The following is a 21,540-nucleotide window of genomic DNA, read 5'->3' on the forward strand; positions in this document are numbered from 1 at the left end:
AACCTCAACCCCGCTCGCCCCTGCGATACAATGAGACCCTAAATGTCTCGCATGTTCTGATCGCTACGATACGACGACCGCGACGAGCGGGCAAGGAGGATTCGTGACCTCGACGCGAACGGCGGAATTCGTGCGGCGACTCACCGAACCCGATCCCGTCGTGCTGGCGCAGGTCGACAACCCCGACGAGATCACCGCCCGCATCCTGGCCGCCACCGCCGAACAGGCCGAGCTGGTGGGGATGCGCCGGACCACCATGGAAGACGTCGCGCGGCGCAGCGGCGTGGGGCGCGCCACCCTGTATCGGCGGTTCCCGACCAAGGCGGCGCTCATCGATGCCGTCGTGCTGGCCGAGGCGCGCCGCTTCCTCGAGGGCGACGCGCAGGCCTGGGAGCGTGGAGCGACGCTCGAAGACCGCATGGTCTACAGCACGGTGTTCTCGGTGACGTTCATGCGCGAACACGCCTTGCTCAAGAAGCTGCTCCGCACCGAGCCCGAAACGATTCTGCCCAGTCTGACCATCGACGCGGGCGCCATCCTCGACTTCGCCACCGAGCACGCCATGGGGCTGCTGCGCGCCGCGCTCTACGGCACGTCGAAAACCACGGCGGCTCAGGAGCGCCACCTGCGCACCGTCGCCGAACTGCACACCCGGCTGACGCTGTCATTCATCGTCACCCCGCACACCGGCATCAACCTGGCCACCATCGATGACACCCGCACGTATGTGCGCAACTACCTGATGCCGATGGTCACCGGGCCGAGCTAATCGGCTGCCGTCGGCCCGGCTGAGTCACATGTGCCGTCTCTCCGTGCGACGGCACATCTTCTGCCCGCTAACCCCGTGGCGTGAGGTGGGCGGTGACGATCGGGGCGACCCGCGCAACGAGTTCGTCCACCGGAGCCGACGCGATCGGCTCGACCTGCAGAACGTGGCGCAGGTAGGCGATGCCCAGGAGTTGCCCCATGGCCAGATCGACACGCAGTTCGGTGTCCGACCCCGTCAGGAGTTTGGCCATCTGCGGGTACAGCCGGCCCTGAATGAACTGACGCACCAGGGCGGCCGACTCGTCGTGGGTGGCGGCGCCCCGCAGGATCGCCAGTAGGGAAGCGCGGGAGTCCTGCTGCTCCCACGCTGTGAAGAACACCCGCGTCAGGCGCGCGCCGATTTCCTCGCGATCGCCGTCGGCGAGGTGCGCGCTGATCTCGGCGGGGTCGAACGGCCACCCCATCGTGGACCGGAACAGCTCGGCCTTGCTGCCGAAATAATGCCGGATCAGCGCCGGGTCGACGCCGGCGCCGGCGGCGATGTCGCGGACCGAGGTCTTGTCGTATCCCGAATTGGCGAACAGCCGTCGCGCGGTCGCCACGATCTCGTTCCGGGTGTCGGGGTTGCCCGGGCGTCGTCCAATGGGGGGCACAATCCAGAAATTCTACAGTCGTTGACTTCCGGATGCCCGGGAGTTAGCGTGGACTCATAAATTCCCCAAGTGAGGAGTTAAGGAGATGCCAGCACCGCGATGGGTCGCCCGGGCCAACAAGATCGGCCTCAATCGGTTCACCAAGTTCATCGCCCCGTGGGCGCCGGGATGGGGTGTGGTCGTCCATCGCGGACGCAAATCGGGGCGCATTTTCCGCACCCCGCTGTGGGTCTTTCGCCGCCACAACGGATTTGTGATCGCGCTAACGTACGGTCCCGAAACCGATTGGGTGCGCAACGTTCTCGCCGCCGGGGGCTGCGAACTGCAGACCCAGAGGCGGCGGTATCAGCTCGGCGCCCCGGTCGTGTTCCGCGACGAGGACGCGACCGACATGCCGGCGTTCATCCGGTTCATGCTGCGCAGGGTGATCAAGGCGCCGGAGTTCCTGCGCCTCGACATCGTGAGCCAATTGGCAACGGCGCGTTGACGATGGACCTACCGAGCAGCCCGCTGGGGGAACTGGATCCGCAATTCGAGAAGCTCGGACTCGAGGTCGCCGCGTTCACGTTCGGGCTGCCGGGGACGAGCGTTCGCGAAAAGCTGCTGCAGACCATCACGCTCGACATGTGCCGCGCGCATCTGGGGCTGGCCTTCCGGATGCACGTCACGGCGGCAGCGATGCACGGTGTCACCTACGCCGAGTTGTTGGCCGCGATCCGGTTCGTCGCCCCGTACTCGGGCTACCCCGCGGCGGCGGACGCGCTGGCCCGGCTCACGGAGATCGCGATCGAAACAGGAATCGACACAAGCGATCTCGGCGAGCAAGCGGAACTCGGCGCGGGCAGCGTCGCGGCGGGGCGCCCCGACATCCCCGACGAATGGACCGCCAAATTCGTCGACTGGCAGCTATCGCGGGCGTGGTCGGAGGACCTGTTGAGCAGGCGCGAGCGCGCCATCATGGCGCTCAGCTCCGACGTCGGCCAGCAGGATCTCGACGAGTCGCTGTGCCGTCACGTCGAACTCGCGCTCGACGCCGGTCTTAGCGCCGAGGACGTCCGTGACGTGATTCGCTTCTGCGCCGAGTACGGCATCGGGCGCGCCGCGGCGGCCCTGCGGGCGCTCGACAACGTGCTTGTCCGCTAGGGCATTTGACGGCATTACGCGTCACCCGACGCGAAACACCACATCGGGGTTGAGGATCCCGGCTGGGTCGAAGCTGGCCTTGATGCGGCGCATCAGGTCCACCTTGACGGGGTCCTCGAGTTCGACGAAGTACGGGGCCTTGGCGCGCCCGAGGCCGTGCTCGCCGGAGATCGCCCCGCCCAATTCCATTGCCAGCGCGAAGATATCGGTCAACAACTTCTTCCGTGTCGCGGGGTCCGGGCAGAAGATGGCCAGGTGCACGTTGCCGTCGCCGGCGTGCCCGCATCCGGCTGCGGCGCCGCCGGCCGCCGTCGCCAAATCGCGCGCGGCGGACAGGAACTTCGGCATCGCGCCCCGCGGCACGACGGTGTCGATGAGGTCGTCGGCGTTGAGCGCCTTGAGCGTCCAGAACGCCTTCTCGCGCGCCTCGATGAGCTTGCGCGCCGCACCGCCGTCGAGCACATAGGCGTCGACGGCGCCCAACTCGGCGAGCAGCTCACCCGTCGTCTCGACATCCTCGTCCAACCGGTCGGCGGTCCGGTTCTCAAGCGCCACAACGAGATAGGCCTGGCAGCTGTCGCGGACGTCGTCGGGAACGCCGAGCTCCAGGTTCTGGGTATGGACAAGCGCGGCCATCGTCACGTTGTCGATGTATTCCAGGATGTAGGGAGCCATGCCGCTGGCGAGGATCTTCGGCACCGCCTGCATGACCTGGTCGAAGTCGGCGAACGGGGCCAGCACGGTGGCGCTGTGGTCCAGCCGCGGCTGCAGCTTGACGATCACCTCGGTGGCCAGCGCCAGGGTGCCTTCGGAGCCGACGATGAGCTGGGTCAGGTCGTAGCCGGTGGAGACCTTGGCGATCTTGCCGCCGGTGCGGATGAGCTCGCCGGTGGGCAGCGCGGCCTGCAAGCCGAGCACGTTGTGGCGGGCGATGCCGTACTTGACCGCGCGCATGCCGCCGGCGTTGGTGCCGACGTTGCCGCCGACGCTGGACGACAGCTCGCCGGGGTGGACCATGTACCGCAGCCCGGTGCCCGCGGTCGCGGCGTCCAGTTCGGTGAGCGTCACGCCGGGCTGGACGACTGCGACCTGGTTGGTGACGTCGACCTCGAGCACGGCGTTCATGCGCTCGAAGGAGATCAGCAGCCCGTCGGCGCGGGGAATCGCCGCGCCCGACAGGCCGGTTCCCGAGCCGCGGGCCGTCACCGGCACGTGGTTGTCCGAGGCGGCCTTGAGCAGTTGCGCCACCTCGTCGGCGGTCGCGGGCTTGGCCAGGTACGCGGGTCGTTGCGGGGGCTTGGTCAGCACCTCGTCGTGCGCGTAGTCGTCGGAGATGGCGTCGCCCGTTAGTATGTGGTGCGCGCCGACGATCGTCGCGAATCGCGCTGTCATGTCGGTCATCGAAGGCCCACCTTCTCCCGTCGGACAGGCACTCACTGTATCGGGAGGGTGGGGGACGCCGGTGCACCGTAGCTGCGGCCGGCGCTGCCGTGCGGTTGCGACACGCGTGAGCCTGCGCACGTTATGTCGATGCCCGATTTGGGAACACGCGGGCTGGACTGTCTTCAACGTTGCGGAAGGATAGCGCAGTGGTTTCCTCGTCCCGCGGTTCGCGGCTCGGTACCCGGTTCGGGCCGTATGAGCTGCGATCGCAGATCGGTGCCGGGGGAATGGGCGAGGTCTATCGGGCCTACGACACGGTTAAGGACCGGATGGTCGCGCTCAAGCTGTTACGTGGCGAGACGGCCGCGGACCCTGGCTTCCAGCAACGCCTTTGGCGCGAATGCCGCAAGGTGACGCGACTGCAGGAGCCGCATGTGCTGCCGCTGCACGATTTCGGCGAGATCGACGGGGTGCCGTTCATCGACACGCACCTGGTCGACGACGGGGGCAGCCTCAAGGACCTGCTGCGCGAGCAGGGCGCGCTGGAGCCCTCGCGCGCGGCATCGATCACCGCGCAGGTGGCGCGCGCGCTGGACGCCGCGCACGCGGCCGGGTTGGTGCATCTCGACGTCAAACCCGAAAACATCCTGCTCACCCACGACCACTTCACCTACCTGGCCGACTTCGGCATCGTTGAAGCCGCAGGCGACGAGTCCCTTTCGCGCACGTACATGGCGCCCGAGCGGTTCACCACCGGACGCGTCGGGGCGCAGACCGACGTCTACTCCCTGGCGTGTGTGCTCTACGAGTGCCTCACCGGCCAGCCGCCGTTCGAGGGCACCGACCCGGGGGAGCTCAAGAGCGCCCACCTGCTGTCGCCGGCGCCGCGGCCCAGCATCATGCGCCGCGGTGTCGGCCGCGACTACGACGACATCATCACCCGAGGCATGGCCAAACAGCGCACGGCGCGGTACGCATCCGCGGGCGAACTTGCCCGCGCCGCCAGCGAGGCGGTGTTCGCCGCGTACGAGCCGGTTTCGGTTGCGGCGGGCGTGAGCGGGCCTCCGCGGACGCGCCCGTTGCCGATGGTGTCGGCGGATTTCGTTGACGCCGGCGACGGCCCCGAGTCGCCTCCCGCGTCTTCGCGGCCGGCTCGTCGGCTGATTGAGGGACGCACACCGCTCGTGGTGACCGCGGTCGCGACGGTGCTGCTGATCGCCGGGTTGGTGTTGTCGGTGAAATCCGTTGTCGGGACTCACCACAACAGTTCGGCCGCGCCGCCTTCGACCGTGCACGCGGCGGCGCCTCCCGCCCCGTCGACCCCGCCGCCACCGCTGACGCCGACGCTGTCGCGTCCGGTGAAGGGCGCCGACGGGTTGGGGTTCGTCGGCGAGACGGCCCGCTGCGACCCGGGCAATCCGCCGGCCGCCGTGGTGCGCACCGCCCAGTCGCTGGCCGTGGTGTGTCAAAACCTCAGCGGGACGTACTATTACCGCGGCGAGCGGATTCGCGATGGCGCCCACATCGAGCTTTCTCATGCCCAGCGCGTCGAGGACGGCTTCGACGTCACCAACCCGGTCGACGGCGTCGTCTACGAGATTCGCCCGCACCGGCTGCGGATCATCAGCTACGGTCACGTCGATTCGTCGGAACCCGTGCTGCAGTACGCCACGGCGTCGTAATCACTGGGAAGTCAACGTCTTTGGCGTACCCTGCCATGCCACCGCGGCGGGTGGCACATGTCTTTCGAGCGTGCTAGCGGATGTGATAGCGCCCTGCGCACGAGCCCGGCGCAAGAACGGCCGAAAGCGCTGGCTGCCAACGGCTTTGCTTCAGGCGCGGTATCGACACGGCGTGGCTGACGAGCCCGATTCCCGCGCCGAGGATGGGCCAGATCGGCCAGAAGTAGGTGGCGTCCGTCGTCAGCGCGACGCCCGCCCAGACGGCGAGCACGATGACGACCATGGCGAGGTACGCGGCGAGGTGGGCGCGCACGCCGCGACGGGCCGCGGCAACGCGAGCGGCGCGCCGGCGGGGATCCTGGCGCCGGATGCGATCGAGCGGCAGGTCGGCGAGGAGATCGTGGAGTTCGTGGTCGGTCTGCGTCTGGAAAGTGGCTTGTAGCCGGCGGTCGTACTCGTCCATCTGCAGGTAGCCCTGCGCGAGGGCCTGGCCGAGGAGGTCGGCCGTGCGCTCCCGGTCGCGGTCGCCGGCGAGCGTGGATGTGGTGTCAAGCAGATTCGCCATCTCGTCTCCTTGGTCGCCGATGTGAATGCCATTAACATAATCCCTAATGTTAATGTCGTCAACATGGCAGTGAAGCGGCCGACCGCGCGCCGGCGGGAGAGCTATCACCACGGCGATCTCAAGCGCGCGCTGACCAGCGCCGCGCTGTCGTTGGTGGCCGAGAAGGGGCCGAAAGGGTTCACCCTCACGGAGGCGGCGCGGCGCGCCGGGGTCAGCGCCGCGGCGCCGTACCGGCACTTCGCCGACAAGGCCGAGCTGCTGGCCGCCGTCGCCGAACAGGGATTCCGCGAACTGCACGACGAGTTGGCCGCGGCGGCCGAGCGCGTGTCGGATCCGAAGCAACGGGTGACGGAACTCGGTCGCGCCTATGTGCGGTGGGCCATTGCCCATCCCGATCACTATCAGGTGATGTTCGGGGCGTCGCTGAAGGCCGAGCAGGGCCTTGCGGTGGCCGGAGAGCAGGCGTTCGGGGACCTGCTCGACGCGATCACCCGGTGCCAGGAGGCCGGGATCGTCGCGGCTCAGGATCCCCGCGAGGTGGCCGGGCCGCTCTGGTCGCTGGTGCACGGCATCGCGACGCTTGCGATCGGCGGGCACCTGCAGGCTGTCGGCATCGCCCAGGCTCCCGAGGAACTGGTGGACGGTGTTGTCGCTCAAGCGCTTTGAGCTGTCACCACGGGCGTGACGTGTCCCGGCTGGTTCCGGGGGTGAAGGTGACCGGGAGCTTGCCCAGCCCGGTCATGCTCGGGTTGCCCAGGTATTGGTGGACGTTTTCGACGTCGACCTGATAGTCGGGGATGCGGTCGAGGACGGCCTTGACCATCACTGCCGACATCAGCCGGGCGAGGTGCGATCCGATGCAGCGGTGCGGTCCCAGCCCGAGCGACGTGGCGGTTGGGTGTGCGGTCGAGGATGATCTCGTCGGGCCGGTCGAATTCGGTTTCGTCGTGGTTGGCCGAGAGCCAGCTGAGGACGACCCGGTCGTTCTTTCTCAGGCATTGGCCGCCGAGGACGACGTCGTGAGTGACTGTGCGGCTGAGGGTTTGGTTGACGGAGAAGTAGCGCAGGAATTCGTCGGTGGCGGTGCGGTAGAGCTCGGGGTGGTCGATGAGTTGCTGTCTGAGGTCGGGGTGAGTGCCCAGGTGCCTTAGCGTAAGTGCGGTTTGCGAGGTGGTGGTGTCGACGCCGCCGCCGATGAGGTTCCACAGGATGTTGAGCAGCTGTTCGTCGGTGAGGCGATGGCCGTCGAATTCGAATTGCAGCAGGAAGCTGGTCAGGTCGTCTTTGGGGTTGCTGCGTCGGGCCGTGGCGAATTCGATGACTTCGTGCATCATGGCGGGGACTTTGGCGATCGCGTCGGTGTACTCGTCGCTGTCTTGGGGGACGGCCATGACGGAGTGAAAGAGGTTGGCGTACAAGTGCCAATTGTCGTAGGGCAGGCCCATCAGCTTCATGGTCAGGATGGCCGGGACCGGGCTGGCGTAGTCGAGCACCAGGTCCGTCTGCCCTGTTGTGATGTGTTGGTCGAGGAACCAGTGCGCGGATTGCTCCATGAACGGCTTGAGTTTCTCGACCGCGCCGGGGGAGAAGAACGGGGCTAGCGCGTGCCGGAGGGCTTGGTGGTAGGGGCCGTCGACCTCGCCGATGCCCAGGGCCGGTTGGCCGTCGGGGCGCGGGACGCCCATCTCGCCCTGGTAGTCGACGCCGTCGGGGGCACTGGGTTCGTATTTGTGGGCGAAGGTGTCGCCTTCGCGGGCGGTGTGGCTGACGGCGTCGTAGCTGCTGAGGTACCAAAAGCCGTCGTAGTTCTCGTTCCAGGCGACCGGACATCGTTGCCGCAGTTCGGCATTGACGGCCAGTTCGTGGAGGTTGAACGCGTCGGAGTGATGGTCGAAGTCGACGGTGGTGTCGGGCCGGACCTTCGGGCGTGTGACCATCGAAAAGCTCTCCCACGGAAGCGGTCTGCTTAGTTGGCGGTGACGGGCGCGTATTGGTTTATTTTTGCATTATTACGCGTTTGAGTGGCGTGGAGAAGCTTGGTTACAGGGCGGTAGCGATTGCGTTCGTCAGGGGTCTGACTTGCTGCGGAGGTTGGGTTGAGTAGTCATCGAACGGTTTTCAATCACGTTGGGTTATGCGTGACGGATCGCGAGCGGTCGCGGCGCTTCTACGAGGGACTGCTGGGATTTCAGTTCTGGTGGGAGCTCGACCCGCCCGACAGTGCGACGTCCCAGCTGGTGGGGTTGCCGGAGCCGCTCGGCGTGCACGCGACCTATCTGGTGCGGGACGGGTTCGTGCTCGAGCTGATGGACTACTCGAAGCGTCAGGTGCATACCGGCTCGGAGCGGATGATGGATCAGATCGGGCTGACGCACATCTCGTTGTCGGTGTCGGACCTTCCAGGTGTGCTGGCTCGGGTGGCGGAGTTTGGGGGAGCGGTGGTCGATGCGTCAGTGTCGGCGGGTGCGGCGATGATTCGGGATCCGGATGGGCAGCTGTTGGAGTTGCTTTCGGACGGGTGGTTGAAGGTGCTGCCACCGCGACCGTGCTAGGTATCCGTCGGGTTCGCCGCCAGTCCGTAGGTCGCGTGCAGCGCCAAGGACGTGGGTGCGGTTCGGACCCCATGCTCAGCATGGGAATTTGACCAAGTCCGGCCGCCATTCTCCGCGTCGGTTTGACTAAGGTGCGCCGCAACGATGAAGCTGAAGTTCAGAGAGTGGCAGGCTCAAAGTAGAACTCGAACCGAACGACGCGACAGCAAAGTAGTGGCTGCGATCTACGATGCCAGGAGCGTCGACGTCTGCCCGCCTCGCCTTAATCCACACGCGCTGCTGCGGTTGCCACACAGTGTCGTAGGTCGGTCGTAGCATTCATTCAAACCGACGAAAGGCCGTCAGTGACCGATCAGTACAAAATTGGCCCCTACCTGCGTAACCGCGTGGTGCAGGGTGATTGCACCGAACTCGCAGCTAACCTGCCCGACGAGTGCATCGACGTGCTGGTGACCTCACCTCCGTATTGGGGTCAGCGGATGTCAGGCGGGATGGGTGTCGAGGACGATCCTCGCGACTACGTCGAAGCACTGACGAAGATATTCCGTGTCATCCAGCCGAAGATAAAACAAGACGGGCTGGTGTGGATCAACATCGGGGACGCATACAACACGCCCGTCAATTGGCGGCTGGACGACCACGCGTACAGCTCTTTGGGGCCCGACAAGGTCGGCCTAAATGCGACGAACTCTGCATATGTTAAGCCGCGCGCCAAACGAAAGGCTTTCTTAAAGAAGGACACCGGATGGCTAACCTATGGGAACTTGCTCGCCCTGCCGTATCGCATGGTGATCGGTATGAGTGACGATGGCTGGTTGTTCCGTGGGGAAGTAATCTGGCGTAAGAAGAACCCCATGCCCGAAGGTCGATGCCGAAGGCCACATAGGGCGCACGAGTCAATCTATCTTTTTGCTCGCGACGAACGGCATGCATTCAAGACGTCCCCTCCGGTTAAGAGTGTTTGGGAGTTTCCAAATGAGAAGATTGACGGGCTCGCGCATTACTCTCGCTTTCCGTTAGCCCTTCCCCGCCAGTGCATCGACGCGCTTGGTCGCACAGGAGATGACGTGGTGGTGCTTGATCCGTTCTCCGGCAGCGGAACAACCGGCCTCGCGGCGCTTGCTTTAGGCTGTTCGTATCTAGGATTTGAGATCGACGCCGAGCAGGTTCAAGCATCCAATGAGCGATTGCTCGCGGCCGAGTCCACACCGCAACTATTTCCGGGATGACTGGAATTTCTGCCAACCGGCTAAGACGCCCTTTGTGAACGAGTCGTTTGGGTTGTTGAAGTCACATAGTACGATGTCCGCTGCCCTTTCAGGTGGGTGGGCCGTCGGTGCGGTATTGCGGTTGTACGAGTAGCAAGCGCTGAATTCCGCCTCATCTTCGATACCGACCCGTTTCTCACTTCGATTGCCAGTGGCGGAACCTAGTTCGCCACGGTTGTAGGGTCGAGGACTCGGTCCCGACTTGCAGTCCATGGTCCATAGAGGCGAGAAATAGCCGCTCTTTACCAACGCTTCGGACATTGGCACATCGTCAGTACGCCTCTCAGCAAAGCTAGCTTTCACGTGAACAACACCGAAAACCACATCGTCAGGACCAGTGAGAATGACGTCGACTTTGTCAACAATCAGCCGGCGACCTATCTTAAGCTCCGAAAGTAAGGTCTGCTTTCGGTGGCCGGTTGCAATCTCTATGGTGATGCCGTGTTTGGCAAGTTCGGGCGCATAGTGACGAACACAAATTTCCTCTAACGCCCATCCACCGGTTCGTTTCCAGGATTGCTCGAAGGATAATCGTGCATAGGCTGCCGGGTGATTGTATGGATCGCAGTAGGCGCGATAAATTATGAACCACCACACATCTGAGGGGTTCGCTTGCGGCCACAGCGAGACAGCCTTCATAAAGGCGGAGGCGACAGCAGACGTTTTGATCTGCGTCTCGGCGTTCCTATCTGTGTCGACCGCGACGAGTCGAGCGAGCCCGTTGCGGAGGGTAAGGAGAACCTCCTCAAACTGTTCAAGCGTCGCCCCGGCTAGCCGGTACTGTGCGTCATGGTTGGCGTAAGTGAAGTGGATAACAAGGTCGCCACCGACTTCTTCAGCTCGAATAAGACGACTGAGCTCCGCCGCACTGGCTTCCGCGCTTTCATCGTGGGCCTCGGCGAATATCGCGGCTGGATCGACGCCAATCCGATCGATGAGCACATACAGAGTGTCGATATCGGGTACCGACGCTCCCGACTCAAATCGCTCAATCCAGCCGGGGCCAAGGATCAAGTCCGACGCTAAGTCATCGGGTGAAATCCCGGCCCTTTCTCGAGCAGACTGTAGACGCGCGAGCAAACGCGATACGATTTCGGATGGCTCTGGCAACCTATAACCCCTATCGTCGAACACCGGGTGTAAGACTGCCACAAAATGAAGCATGGAAGCGGCAAATCCGTGGATGGAGCACGTCGCTCATCGCCCGCGACGCCTTGATCGTCTGGGCAGGCCACACCACCTACAGCGTGTGCGCGATGCATCCGCACACGGCGCGGAGTGCGGACGCGAGGGCTTAGCGCTGTCGCGACGTTGGGCGCCGGTGCGACGGGATCCCCCCGGTACGCAGATGGCGTGGTTCGCCGGGGCGCAATGCGTTGACTCGAGGCGGCATATGGTTGACGGCCACATGGGCTGATTTGTGAATTGAGTCAATCGGCGAATTCATCATTTTCATGTGGACTCCACCCTAAGCCGGCTACGCTCCGATTGCCGTACGCGGGCTAATTTCAGGATCTCTTTTTCGAGGTGAGGCATGCGGGTTCAGCTTCTAATCGCTGTGGCGGCTATTTCATGGGGGCCGCTATATGTCGCATTGGGGGGTATCCCTGGCGGGCAGACCACGGTTCTGGCTGGTTGTGGGATGGGCTACTACCAAAACTCGGACGGACAATGTATCTCGCGCCCATCGTCGGGTTTACCCCCAGGGGTGCTCCGGGCCTAGTGGGTAGCGGCGGGGTTCCTGACGGAGCCACCGCAATCTGCCGGGATGGCGACTACTCGTTCAGCACACACCACACGGGTACGTGCTCGGGCCACGGCGGCGTAAAGCAGTGGCTCAGTAACTGACCGCTAGCGCTCTGCGATTCGGCAACAGCCCGGTTCCCCACTCGTCTCGCGAACTTGTCTGTTAGGTCGACCTGTAAAGGCTCGCCGGAACCGTACTCGCGTTGCCGGCGTAGGGCGAGCCCTGTGCCGATGAGCACGCCATCATCAATTTGAGGCGATCAGCATGCCCTTCCACGTGGTCGGGACCTTCGCCTCCACCAAATTCGAACGCCGATAGAGCTGACCGTCGGGCGCGACGTACCTCCCACTGCCTAGATCGTAGTGCAGCACCGCAACAGAAGGCGCGATACCAGAACCGTTGCAATTGAACGTACTTGGTGTCGCCTCAGTGGACTGCCATGCCCGAGACTAAGCTCGAGGAAGCCCCGCCAAAGGACCACCCGTGACCCGCATGCCGCTCGCCAAAGCAGACGAGCAACCCGAACGCATCAAAGAGCTCCTCGAACGCCCCGACACGCTCGACGTGCTCCGCCTGATCGCCAACGCCCCCAACGTGTTCGAAGAGTGGGCGCAGATGGCCGGGCAGCTCTTTGAAAGCCCGACATTCACCCCGCGGATGCGCGAAGTGATCATCCTGCGGGTTGCCCACCTGCAGGACTCGCCCTACGAGCTCGCCCAGCACGTGGTCTTCGCCCAAAGGGCGGGGCTCACCGACCGACAGATCGACGCCCTCCAGAACAGAGCGGACCTCGACGCGGCCGGGTTCAGCGGCGACGAACGCCTCGTCATCGCCACCGTCACCGAGCTGTGCACCAGCCGACGCCTGTCCGACGACTCCTTCGGCAAAGCCCACGCCCTCCTCGGCGACGAGGCGCTCACCGAACTGCTGATGATCGTCAGCTGCTACTACGGCCTGGCGCTGGTGCTCAACGCCGTCAACCTCGACATCGACGCCCCCGCATGACCCGCATCCCGTACCGCGACCCCGAGGACATGCCCGAACTCGCCCGCGAATTGACCGCACGGCGGGGCAATCTCAACGTCTACCGCGCACTGGCCAACGCCGAGAAGGTGTTCACCAGTTGGATGGTCGCCGGCGACGCCGCCCTGACCAGCCCGGTGCTGCCGAGAAGGCTGCGCGAACTCATCGTCCTGCGCACCGCCTATCTCATGGACTGCGCCTACGAGCTCGGCCAACACAGAGACGTCGCGCAAACGGTCGGGATCGACAGCGACACCATCGACGCCCTCACCTCCGAATCCGATTGGCAAACCGGCGATTTCGACCCCACCGAGCTGGCCGTGCTGCACCTGACCACCGAGCTGGTCTCCACCCGCCGCGTCGCACCCGAGCTTTTCGCTCGAGTGCACGACGCCCTCGGGTCGGACGCCACCATGGAGGCGCTGATGGTCATCAACCGATACGCGGGCCTGGCCCTGATGCTCAACGCCCTCGACGTGGACCTCGACGACACCGCCCGGCTCCCCATGCCGCCGACCCGATGACGCGACGCTAACCTGCGGTTCCTCCACCAGCCACTCGGCCTTCCCGTAATCTCCACCGTGTGGTGGTGCGCAAGCAGCCGTCGACCCGCCTATCGGCCGAGGACTGGCTCGAGGTGGGCTACACCGTGCTCGCCGAAGAGGGTGTACGCGCGCTCAAAGTCGAACGCCTCTGCCAGCAGGCCGGTGTCACCCGCGGCAGCTTCTATTGGCACTTCGAAGACATCGACCACTACCGGGCGGCGCTGGTCGAATCGTGGAACAAGTTTCTCGAACGCGACCGCCAGGCGCTCTCCGAGCTCGACGAGCTGCCACCCCGGGAACGCCTGTCGGCCCTGACGCACACCCTGGTCAGCCCCCAGTACTGGGTGCTCGAGCGGGCGATGCGCGAATGGGCCCGCCTGGACCCGATCGCCGCCGAGAACATCCGCGCCGCCGACCGGCTCCTGCTGCGCACCGTGGTGAAGGCCTACCACGACTACGGTTTCAGCCTCGAGGACGCCAGGCTGCGCGCTGAGCTGACCTTCGCCGCCGGCATCGGGCTGCTGCACCTCACCAGTTCGCCCGAGCAGGCGCAATCGCTGTCCCAACGGGAGCGGTTCCTCGACCTCATGCTCTCCGAGGTGGGCGTCGCGCGCTCAGATCATTGAGATCGGCGAGATCTTCGCGCCAATCGCCAACGCCCCGGCCAACTCTCGGCTCGTGTCGTAGTCGAACACCACATGCCCCGACGCGATGTCGACGTCGCGCTTGGCGCGCTGCAGCGGGCTGGACAGGAAATGGGCGCTGGCGCCGGACGCTTCCATGAGATCGGCGATGATCGCCCGGCACTCGTGCACGGTGCGCGCGGCCGCCAGCCGGGCGTCGGCCCGCACCGACCGGCTCACCCGCTCGCCGCTGACCACGATCGTCTCGATCTCGTCGGCGGTCGCCGCGATCAGCGCCCGCAGCGCGTTCAGCCGCACCCGCGCATCGCCGAGGCGGATCTGCGCGGCCGGCTGATCCTTTTGCGCCACCCCGCTGTAGGCCAGCACCCGTCCGCCGAGCCGCTCGGCGAACAGCTCGGTCACCCGTTCGGCCGCCCCGAGCACGGGCATCGACGCCGTCAGTGCCAGCGCGGGAACCATCGGCCACCGGTACGTCGGGACCCCGTGCGCACGCGCGCCGGGCGCCGTGCCGCCGTAGATGTCGGCCACGGCGACCAGCCGATGCTCGGGGACGAAGACGTCGTCGACGACCAGGTCATGCGAACCGGTGCCCCGCATGCCGGCCGTGTGCCAGGTGTCGACGACCTCGACCTGGTCGGCGGGCAGCACCACGAGCGCCGGATCGATCCCGTCCTCGCGTTCGATCAGCGCGCCGACGATCATCCAATCGGCATCCATCGCGCCCGTCGCCCAGGACCACCGGCCGGTCACCCGCACGCCGCCGTCGGCCGGGATGCCGCGGCCGGTGGGGGCCAGGGGAGCCGGCGCCAGCACCGGTCCGGACGCGAACACCTCCTCCTGCGCCCGCGGATCGAACAACGACAGCATCCAGTTGTGCAGCGCGTAGAAACCCAGCGTCCAGGCGCTCGAGGCGCAGCCGTGCGCCATCCGCCGAATCGGTTGCAGCAGTTCGGGAAACGAGGCCTGCAGGCCGCCGAAGCGCGACGGCAGCAGCAGGCGGAACAGGTCGGTCTGCCGGAAATCGCTGACGGTCGCCGCGGGGAGGCGCCGCAACCGCTCGGCCTCCTCGGCGCGATCGGCCAGCCGCGTGACGAATTCGTCGGTGATGCCGTGCAGGGGACGGCTGTCGACCACGGACATGCCGACGACCGTAACATACTTTTTAGTATGTAGGTGGCCGGTTGTTACCATCGCCCGGTGAGCGATCGCCAAGGCGGGCTGCGATCACGCCGCGATGTCCTGAAGATCGCCGGTGTCATGCCGGTGGTTCTCGCCGCCGCCGCCGTCCTGCCCGCCCCCCGCGCGGCCGCCGGCATCGCGGCCATGTCCGTCTTCCTCGACCCCGGCCACAACGCCGTCAACGACGCCTCGATCAACCAGCAGGTGCCCAACGGCCGCGGAGGCACCAAGCCCTGCCAGACCTCGGGCGCCGCGGCCGGCGACGGCTATCCCGAGCACACGTTCGCCTGGGCGGTGGTGGGGCTGGTCAGCGACGCGCTGAACCAGATGGGCGTTCGCACCCAGCTGTCGCGCGACAGCGACAGCGGCGTCGGCCCGTGCATCGACCAACGCGCGGCGGCGGCCAACGCCATGCGCCCGGATGCGATCGTGAGTGTCCACGCCGACGGGGGACCCCCGTCGGGCAGCGGATTCCACGTCAACTACTCGAGCCCGCCGCTGGGCGACGTCCAGGCCGGGCCCGCCGTGCAGCTGGCCCACGCGATGCGGGATGCCTTGGCCCAGTCGGGTTTACCGCCGGCGAACTACATCGGTTCCGACGGCTTGTACGGGCGCGACGACCTGGCCGGGCTGAACCTGGCTCAGTACCCGGCGGTGCTCGTCGAACTCGGCAACATGAACAACGCGGGCGACGCCGCGCGGATGCAAAGCGTGGACGGCCGGGCGGCGTATGCCGTCGCGGTCACCCGGGGGATCGTCGCCTTTCTCAGCGCCAAAGCACCGACCGGCTGACTCAGCTGCCGAAGCCCCCACCCGTCGGCGCCGGGGCCGCCCCGCCCGTGCCGAGGTGGCTGGAGGCGAAGGCGACGCCTTTGTCGATGATGGAGCCGTCGTCGGCGTAGGTGTTGTGGGCGGCGAAGTTCATGCCGTCTGAGCAGACGGGGTCTTCGACGGCGCAGACTTTGAGGGTTTTGTCTTGGTACATCGGGCCGATGACGACGGGGGGTTCGCCTAAAAAGTTCATGGCGCGCACGTTGGGCATGCCGAAGAGCACGACCGAGGAGACGTGGTTGGCGACCGCGGGGTCGAGGGGTTTGGGGACGGTGGCGGGGTCGATGCCTTCGGGCACGGCGGCCGAGGTGACAAAGCCCATCACGGCTGCGCCTTGGGAGTAGCCGCCGAGGACCATTTTGGTGTTGGGGCAGTCGTGGGCCATGGAATTGACGTGGGCGCCGGCGTCGCGGATGCCGTCGATGCCGGTGTCCCATTGGTCGGTGGCGGGGTAGTTGACGGGGTAGACGTCAAAGGAGCGGTCGCCGACGCGTTGGTGCAGGGCGTCGACGAAGGCTTGGCCGGTGGGGCCGACGCCGGGTTCTTCGCCGGTGCCGCGGGCGAAGACCACTTGCACGTCCGGACATTGGGCCGCGGCGGTGGGGATGAGGGAACCGGAGACGGCCGAGGCGGCGATCCCCGATGCTGCGATGACTACTGCTGGACCAAGAGAACGAACAATGCGACGCGGGATCATGCCGTCCAACGTGCCCATGCGAGCCCCTCCCAAACTGTCAACTTGCCGACGATTTCGTGACGTTTTCCTGTATACCGGGGCGCAGCGGCGGGCGGTGGTTGGCGGCTTCGTCGCCTCCATCGGACCGACATAGCCATTGCGCGCTCGGGTTACACAAAAAACACTTTAGGCCGTCGTGTGATGTCGTTTATCGAGGGTAGCCGCACATCGCGAGACACGGCCAATCGAGGGGCCGGCGACATGGCAACGGGCGAAACGGGTTTCGGCGAAGTCACCTTCGATCCCCTTTCCGTTCAACACCACTCGGCGACGGCGGGCGGCGGCGATCCGACATTGCTGAGCGGGCGCACAGGTGTCGGCATGGTCACATACCGGCAACGCTCAGGTGCGCTCGGCGTGGCGCCCTATTAGAGTGACGTATCTTAGGGAAAGCTTATGATTCGTTAAGTACGGAAACAGGTAGCACGGAGCAAGGCTGTGAACACAGACCGTTTCGACGCAATCATCGTAGGTGCAGGTTTTGGCGGCATCGGCGCCGCAATTCAGCTCAAACGCCTTGGCTTCGACGACTTCGTCATCCTCGACCGCGAGGACGACCTGGGCGGGACCTGGCATGTCAATCACTACCCGGGCATCGCCGTCGACATCCCCTCCACCACGTACTCGTACTGGTTCGAGCCCAAGCCGGACTGGTCACGGCTGTTTGCGCCCGGCGCCGAGGTCAAGCAGTACGCGGTGGACGTCGCCGACAAGTACGACGTGCGCCGCCACATGCGGTTCAACAGCACCGTCGAAGGCGCCGAGTGGGACGAGGACGCCGAGGTCTGGCGGGTGGCGCTGGCCGGCGGCGAAAAGCTGACCACCCGCTTCCTGATCACCGCGACCGGCTTCCTGTCCCAGCCGCGGCTGCCGGACATCCCCGGCATCACCAGCTTCGAGGGCAAGATCGTCCACACCACCGCGTGGGACCACGACTACGACTACACGGGCCGCCGCATCGCGGTCATCGGGACCGGCGCCTCGGCGGTTCAGCTCATTCCCGAGCTGGCCAAGCAGGCCAGCGACCTGACCGTCTACCAGCGCACCGCGACCCACATCATCCCCAAGCCCGACTTCGAGTTCCCGCCGGCGGTGCGACGCCTGTTCGCCCGGCTGCCGGCGGCGCAGCGCGCGCTGCGCTGGGTGACCGACATCATCTTGGAAATCATCATGGTCGTCGGGGCGCTCCACTATCGGGAGTCGCGGGGGCGCGGCAACATTTCGGCCGCCGACCTGGCCAAGATCAACCGATTCCGGTGGATCCGGGACAAGGAACTGCGGGCCAAGTTCACCCCGGACTACGACTGCGGCTGCAAGCGGCCCACGCTGTCCAACAGCTTTTATCCCGCGTTCGCCAAGCCGCACGTGCACCTGGAGACCAACTCGATCGAGCGGATCGAGCCGGACGGCATCGTCACCACCGACGGGCGCAAGACCGTCATCGACACCCTGGTCCTGGCGACCGGTTTCGACCTGTGGGAGGCCAACTTCCCGGCCATCGAGGTGATCGGCCGCAAGGGACGCAATCTCGGTAAGTGGTGGCGCGAGACCAGGTTCCAGGCCTACCAGGGCGTCTCCGTGCCGTACTTCCCGAACTATTTGGGCCTGGCGAGCCCGTTCGCCTTCTCCGGACTGTCCTTCTTCCACACCATCGAATACCAGATGCGGCACATGGACCGGCTGCTCGGCGAGGTCAAGCGCCGGGGCGCGACGACCTTCGAGGTGACCGAGGAAGCCAACGACCGGTTCATGGAGCGGATGACCAAACTGCTGGACAGTTCGGTGTTCTACAGCGGCGACTGCGCCACGTCGCGGTCGTACTACTTCAGCCCGAGCGGTGAGGCATCGCTACTGCGGCCCACGTCGACCCTCAATTCGGTGCGCGAAGCGCAGACCTTCCCGCTCAGCGACTACGTGATCGCCTAGCGCCTCAGCGGCGCGCCGATCCGGTCAACGGTTGCCCGTTGGCGGACTGCAGCAAGCAGATGACGGTGCTCGGGGTCGGGTCAGCGCCGGTGCGGTCCTGGTTCGAGTCGATGAGAAAGGTGATCGAAAAGCGGCCGCTGTCAACGGATTGGCCGGTGTAGGGGGAGAACCCGGCCGCGCAGTCCCGATTGGCGACGGTGGCGATCGCGCCGTCAACGGCCATCGGGGCGCGCAGATACACCTCGGCCAAATGCGCTGTCGCACAATCGACCACGGTGACGTCGACGCGGCTCCCATCGGCCGGCGGCAGGTCCGTCACGCACTCACCAACCCGCAGGGCGATCCACTTCTCGGTGTGCGAGCCCGGCGGCAACGGCGCGGCGGTGGCGGTGGGCATCAGCACGGCGGCGACGGCGAGAGCGCCCACCGGGTGAAGGCGTGCAGCCCGCATCGCAGCCTCCCTTGCTCTTAGCGGTGCAGTTTAGGAGGTGTCGGTCAGCGCCGGGTCCGGTTTTCCCGAAGACATCGACAGGAAGCCGCGCACGCAGCGCGCGGCCAGCCACCAGTTCGCCGGCTTCTTCATGTCCAGCCCACCCAGGAGCTGTTTGACCATGGTCAGAGAGTCGAAGTAAATGCGTTCGCAGACAAGCGTTTCCGTGTCGTCGAAGACGAAGTAGGCGGTCATGCGGACGCGGAACCGGCTGCCCGTCGGAGGGACCTTGCCCAGGTAGCCGCGGTGCGTGCCCATCAGCCAGAATTCGACGATCACCGCGTCAGCGCTGTGGCGCAGCGCGATGATTTCGTGATCCTGATCGGGAAACGCCGTCCGGGTGTCGGCGTAGTAGCGGCGCACCGCCGCGTCGCCGTCGTGCACGAGCATCTGCGGGATCAGCTCGTAGCGGGGATGCGGGAACGTCGACAACACGTCGTCCCAATCCTGGCGGACCTCGTCGTGAAAATGGTCGAGCACGAGTTTCTGGCGCGCGGCCAGCACCTCGGACGGCGGAAACGCGGGGATGGTCACGTGGTCAGCGTAAGCCCGCGCTCCTCGGCGAGCAGACGCAGAATCGCACGGCGGCACGCGATATCGTGCGATTCTGCGTCTGCTCGCGAGAAGAGGTGACCTAGCGCGGGGGGGTCCAGGCGACCGGCAGGGTCTTGATGCCGTGGATGAACTGCGACAGCAGCCGCGCCGGTTCGTCCGTCGCGACGATATCGGGGATCTCGCGGCGCAATTCGTCGAAGACCACCCGGATTTCGCGACGAGCCAGGTTGGCGCCCAGGCAGAAATGCGCGCCCCCGCCGCCGAAGCCGAAATGCGGATTGGGGGTGCGCGCGACGTCGAACACCCAGGGATCATCGAACGTCGACTCATCGCGATTGGCCGAGTTGTACCACAGCGTGGCCTTGTCGCCGGCCTTCATCTTGGTGCCGGACAGCTTGACGTCCCGGGTCAACGTGCGGCGCATGTAGATCACCGGCGACGCCCACCGCACGATCTCCTCGACGGCGGTCGGCGCCAGGCGATCGAAATTGGACCACCACTTGTCCCGCTCGGCGGGATAGCGCGACAGCGCCAGCACGCCGTGGCTGATCGCATTGCGCGTCGTCTCGTTGCCGGCCACCACCAGCAGGATGAAGAACGACGCGATCTCCGCCGACGTGAGCCGTTCCCCGTCGACCTCGGCCTCCACCAGGCTGGTGGTCAGGTCGTCGTGGTGATTGGACCGCCGGTCCTCGGCCAGCGCGCTGGCGTAGGCGCCGATGTCCATCGACACCTGAAGGAACTCCCCGAAATCCGTGGCCAGGTCCGGGTCGCCGAACCCGAGAATCACGTTGGTCCAGTGGAAGATTCGCTGATGGTCCTCCTCCGGGATGCCCATCATGTCGCAGATCACCTGCAGCGGCAGCGGACCCGCGAGCTCGCTGACCAGCTCGGCCTCGCCGTCGGGATGATCGGCGATCAGCGAGGCGACCAACCGGCGGGCCCGCTCGCGCACCGACGCCTCGATGCGCGCCACCACCTTCGGGGTGAACGCGCGGCTGACGATCGCGCGCAGCCGCTGGTGCCGCGGATCGTCGAGCACGATCATCGAGCCGAAGTATTCGCTGATCTCCGGGGTGTTGTCGTTGATCGTGATGTTGGGGCTGGAGCTGAAGATGTCCGGATGACGGCTCGCGAAATACACGTCGTCATGCTTGGTCAACGCCCAATGCCCGTCGCCCGGTTCGAACCCCTCGTACTCGACCGCCGGCCAGAACGAGATCGGCGCCTCGCGGCGCAGCGTGGCGAAGGTGCCGTCGCGGACGTCGTCGTCCAGCGCCCAAAAGTCCAGCGACTCGAGATGGATGTCGGCCAGCGGAATCTCGGGCGGTGGCGCCCCGTTCGTCCGCGCCGCCAGGCCTTTCCTGGGACCCGTCTTGAGGCTCACCTGGACCTCCTCGTGTCGTGCCGGGACTGCTCGGTCAGTGGGTGCACACCGTTCTGGCGGGCACCCCGGTGGTCGCCGTCGCCGCGCTGACCACGTTGCCGTCGACCAAGATCTTGCAGGAGATCGGGCCCGGCCCCTGCGCGCTGAGGGTGAACACCTCCCCGCCGAACCCGGTGAACTCCGTCGACCACGGCAGCGGCGCATTCACCTGATGCAGCTGCCCGGTGTCGGTTTGGTAGTAGATGAACTCGGCGACCGCGGGCCCGTTGACCTCATAGCGGATCTGCGGCATCTGAGGCAGGGCGTCGGCCACGCCGCAGGCATTCGCAAACCCGAAACCGACGGCCAACACGATCGCAGGTCCGGTCAGGTGCTTCGTCATGAATTGCATCGTGTCACCACGGGCGACGGTAGGGAAGCTTAATGTGAAGCCCGAAGCGGGGGCTGGTGAGCGGAAAGGTGG

Annotated in this window: 24 protein-coding genes and 1 pseudogene; 14 read left to right on the plus strand and 11 right to left on the minus strand. The window is 65.8% G+C overall.

Annotated features, from left to right (window positions below; all coding sequences use genetic code 11):
* The first annotated feature begins 103 nt into the window (after window positions 1-103).
* A complete protein-coding gene (locus AC0KS4_RS08385) occupies window positions 104-769 on the plus strand; it encodes a TetR/AcrR family transcriptional regulator (RefSeq protein ID WP_238957810.1) in 666 nt (221 codons plus the stop codon).
* A gap of 67 nt (window positions 770-836) precedes the next feature.
* On the opposite strand, the gene AC0KS4_RS08390 is transcribed toward AC0KS4_RS08385, so the two are convergent.
* Window positions 837-1,421 carry a TetR/AcrR family transcriptional regulator gene (locus AC0KS4_RS08390; protein WP_238957811.1) on the minus strand — a complete coding sequence of 195 codons (585 nt, stop codon included), beginning with the start codon at window positions 1,419-1,421 and terminating at the stop codon, window positions 837-839.
* A gap of 85 nt (window positions 1,422-1,506) precedes the next feature.
* On the opposite strand from AC0KS4_RS08390, the gene AC0KS4_RS08395 reads away from it, so the two are divergent.
* Entirely contained in the window at window positions 1,507-1,908 is a 402-nt protein-coding gene (locus tag AC0KS4_RS08395) for a nitroreductase family deazaflavin-dependent oxidoreductase (RefSeq protein WP_238957812.1), read from the plus strand.
* 2 nt (window positions 1,909-1,910) lie between these two features.
* Window positions 1,911-2,564: a carboxymuconolactone decarboxylase family protein gene (locus AC0KS4_RS08400; RefSeq protein ID WP_238957813.1), complete on the plus strand. Its 654-nt coding sequence runs from the start codon at window positions 1,911-1,913 to the stop codon at window positions 2,562-2,564.
* Window positions 2,565-2,585: 21 nt separating this feature from the next.
* On the opposite strand, the gene AC0KS4_RS08405 is transcribed toward AC0KS4_RS08400, so the two are convergent.
* The gene (locus AC0KS4_RS08405) at window positions 2,586-3,965 is read right to left on the minus strand and encodes an FAD-binding oxidoreductase (protein WP_238957814.1); all 1,380 of its coding nucleotides are present in this window, start codon (window positions 3,963-3,965) and stop codon (window positions 2,586-2,588) included.
* 188 nt (window positions 3,966-4,153) lie between these two features.
* Here AC0KS4_RS08405 and AC0KS4_RS08410 point away from each other — a divergent pair, with 188 nt between their 5' ends.
* Window positions 4,154-5,629: a serine/threonine-protein kinase gene (locus tag AC0KS4_RS08410; RefSeq protein ID WP_238957815.1), complete on the plus strand. Its 1,476-nt coding sequence runs from the start codon at window positions 4,154-4,156 to the stop codon at window positions 5,627-5,629.
* A gap of 73 nt (window positions 5,630-5,702) precedes the next feature.
* On the opposite strand, the gene AC0KS4_RS08415 is transcribed toward AC0KS4_RS08410, so the two are convergent.
* Window positions 5,703-6,194, minus strand: a complete 492-nt coding sequence (locus tag AC0KS4_RS08415) for a DUF1707 domain-containing protein (RefSeq protein WP_238957816.1) — start codon at window positions 6,192-6,194, stop codon at window positions 5,703-5,705.
* A 69-nt stretch (window positions 6,195-6,263) separates the two neighbouring features.
* On the opposite strand from AC0KS4_RS08415, the gene AC0KS4_RS08420 reads away from it, so the two are divergent.
* Window positions 6,264-6,860 carry a TetR/AcrR family transcriptional regulator gene (locus AC0KS4_RS08420; protein ID WP_238958031.1) on the plus strand — a complete coding sequence of 199 codons (597 nt, stop codon included), beginning with the start codon at window positions 6,264-6,266 and terminating at the stop codon, window positions 6,858-6,860.
* A 4-nt stretch (window positions 6,861-6,864) separates the two neighbouring features.
* Here AC0KS4_RS08420 and AC0KS4_RS08425 read toward each other — a convergent pair.
* Window positions 6,865-8,131 (minus strand): annotated as a pseudogene (locus tag AC0KS4_RS08425) (cytochrome P450).
* A gap of 159 nt (window positions 8,132-8,290) precedes the next feature.
* Between AC0KS4_RS08425 and AC0KS4_RS08430 the strand changes: the two are divergent.
* Together AC0KS4_RS08430 and AC0KS4_RS08435 are read left to right on the plus strand one after the other, a co-directional pair.
* Window positions 8,291-8,746 carry a VOC family protein gene (locus tag AC0KS4_RS08430; RefSeq protein ID WP_238957817.1) on the plus strand — a complete coding sequence of 152 codons (456 nt, stop codon included), beginning with the start codon at window positions 8,291-8,293 and terminating at the stop codon, window positions 8,744-8,746.
* 344 nt (window positions 8,747-9,090) lie between these two features.
* Window positions 9,091-9,975 (plus strand): DNA-methyltransferase, encoded by an 885-nt coding sequence (locus AC0KS4_RS08435; RefSeq protein WP_238957818.1) that lies wholly within the window; start codon window positions 9,091-9,093, stop codon window positions 9,973-9,975.
* On the opposite strand, the gene AC0KS4_RS08440 is transcribed toward AC0KS4_RS08435, so the two are convergent.
* A complete protein-coding gene (locus tag AC0KS4_RS08440) occupies window positions 9,961-11,178 on the minus strand; it encodes a helix-turn-helix domain-containing protein (RefSeq protein ID WP_275254678.1) in 1,218 nt (405 codons plus the stop codon). The genes AC0KS4_RS08435 and AC0KS4_RS08440 overlap by 15 nt on opposite strands.
* 507 nt (window positions 11,179-11,685) lie before the next feature.
* Between AC0KS4_RS08440 and AC0KS4_RS08445 the strand changes: the two genes are divergently transcribed.
* The 4 genes from AC0KS4_RS08445 to AC0KS4_RS08460 all read left to right on the plus strand — a co-directional run bounded on the left by AC0KS4_RS08445 (window position 11,686) and on the right by AC0KS4_RS08460 (window position 13,955).
* Window positions 11,686-11,862: a DUF3761 domain-containing protein gene (locus AC0KS4_RS08445; protein WP_238957820.1), complete on the plus strand. Its 177-nt coding sequence runs from the start codon at window positions 11,686-11,688 to the stop codon at window positions 11,860-11,862.
* A gap of 391 nt (window positions 11,863-12,253) precedes the next feature.
* The gene (locus AC0KS4_RS08450; protein ID WP_238958032.1) at window positions 12,254-12,766 is read left to right on the plus strand and encodes a carboxymuconolactone decarboxylase family protein; all 513 of its coding nucleotides are present in this window, start codon (window positions 12,254-12,256) and stop codon (window positions 12,764-12,766) included.
* Window positions 12,763-13,308, plus strand: a complete 546-nt coding sequence (locus tag AC0KS4_RS08455; RefSeq protein WP_238957821.1) for a carboxymuconolactone decarboxylase family protein — start codon at window positions 12,763-12,765, stop codon at window positions 13,306-13,308. The genes AC0KS4_RS08450 and AC0KS4_RS08455 overlap by 4 nt, the downstream gene beginning before the upstream one ends.
* A gap of 113 nt (window positions 13,309-13,421) precedes the next feature.
* Window positions 13,422-13,955, plus strand: coding sequence for a TetR/AcrR family transcriptional regulator (locus AC0KS4_RS08460; protein ID WP_225330583.1), 534 nt, complete (start codon window positions 13,422-13,424; stop codon window positions 13,953-13,955).
* On the opposite strand, the gene AC0KS4_RS08465 is transcribed toward AC0KS4_RS08460, so the two are convergent.
* Window positions 13,944-15,113, minus strand: coding sequence for an acyl-CoA dehydrogenase family protein (locus AC0KS4_RS08465; protein ID WP_238957822.1), 1,170 nt, complete (start codon window positions 15,111-15,113; stop codon window positions 13,944-13,946). The two genes, AC0KS4_RS08460 and AC0KS4_RS08465, sit on opposite strands and share 12 nt — an antisense overlap.
* Window positions 15,114-15,170: 57 nt before the next feature.
* On the opposite strand from AC0KS4_RS08465, the gene AC0KS4_RS08470 reads away from it, so the two are divergent.
* Window positions 15,171-15,944 carry an Rv3717 family N-acetylmuramoyl-L-alanine amidase gene (locus AC0KS4_RS08470; protein ID WP_238957823.1) on the plus strand — a complete coding sequence of 258 codons (774 nt, stop codon included), beginning with the start codon at window positions 15,171-15,173 and terminating at the stop codon, window positions 15,942-15,944.
* 1 nt (window position 15,945) lies between these two features.
* Here the strand turns inward: AC0KS4_RS08470 and AC0KS4_RS08475 are convergent, their stop codons facing one another.
* Window positions 15,946-16,698, minus strand: a complete 753-nt coding sequence (locus AC0KS4_RS08475) for a cutinase family protein (protein WP_238957824.1) — start codon at window positions 16,696-16,698, stop codon at window positions 15,946-15,948.
* Between the two features lie 222 nt (window positions 16,699-16,920).
* Between AC0KS4_RS08475 and AC0KS4_RS08480 the strand changes: the two genes are divergently transcribed.
* Both AC0KS4_RS08480 and AC0KS4_RS08485 read left to right on the plus strand, forming a co-directional pair.
* Complete coding sequence (locus AC0KS4_RS08480; RefSeq protein WP_238957825.1) at window positions 16,921-17,091, plus strand: hypothetical protein; 171 nt, start codon at window positions 16,921-16,923, stop codon at window positions 17,089-17,091.
* A 66-nt stretch (window positions 17,092-17,157) separates the two neighbouring features.
* Window positions 17,158-18,645: a flavin-containing monooxygenase gene (locus tag AC0KS4_RS08485; RefSeq protein WP_238957826.1), complete on the plus strand. Its 1,488-nt coding sequence runs from the start codon at window positions 17,158-17,160 to the stop codon at window positions 18,643-18,645.
* A 4-nt stretch (window positions 18,646-18,649) separates the two neighbouring features.
* Here AC0KS4_RS08485 and AC0KS4_RS08490 read toward each other — a convergent pair whose 3' ends face one another.
* The 4 genes from AC0KS4_RS08490 to AC0KS4_RS08505 all read right to left on the minus strand — a co-directional run bounded on the left by AC0KS4_RS08490 (window position 18,650) and on the right by AC0KS4_RS08505 (window position 21,459).
* On the minus strand, window positions 18,650-19,096 hold the full coding sequence (locus AC0KS4_RS08490) for a hypothetical protein (RefSeq protein WP_425326375.1): 447 nt from the start codon (window positions 19,094-19,096) through the stop codon (window positions 18,650-18,652).
* Window positions 19,097-19,126: 30 nt separating this feature from the next.
* Window positions 19,127-19,669, minus strand: coding sequence for an ester cyclase (locus AC0KS4_RS08495; RefSeq protein WP_238957827.1), 543 nt, complete (start codon window positions 19,667-19,669; stop codon window positions 19,127-19,129).
* Window positions 19,670-19,769: 100 nt separating this feature from the next.
* Window positions 19,770-21,077: a cytochrome P450 gene (locus AC0KS4_RS08500; protein ID WP_238957828.1), complete on the minus strand. Its 1,308-nt coding sequence runs from the start codon at window positions 21,075-21,077 to the stop codon at window positions 19,770-19,772.
* Window positions 21,078-21,111: 34 nt separating this feature from the next.
* Window positions 21,112-21,459 (minus strand): MmpS family transport accessory protein, encoded by a 348-nt coding sequence (locus AC0KS4_RS08505; RefSeq protein WP_238957829.1) that lies wholly within the window; start codon window positions 21,457-21,459, stop codon window positions 21,112-21,114.
* Window positions 21,460-21,540: the final 81 nt, after the last annotated feature.

The sequence above is a fragment of the Mycobacterium sp. NTMscope_MAC_12 genome (assembly GCF_976985675.1).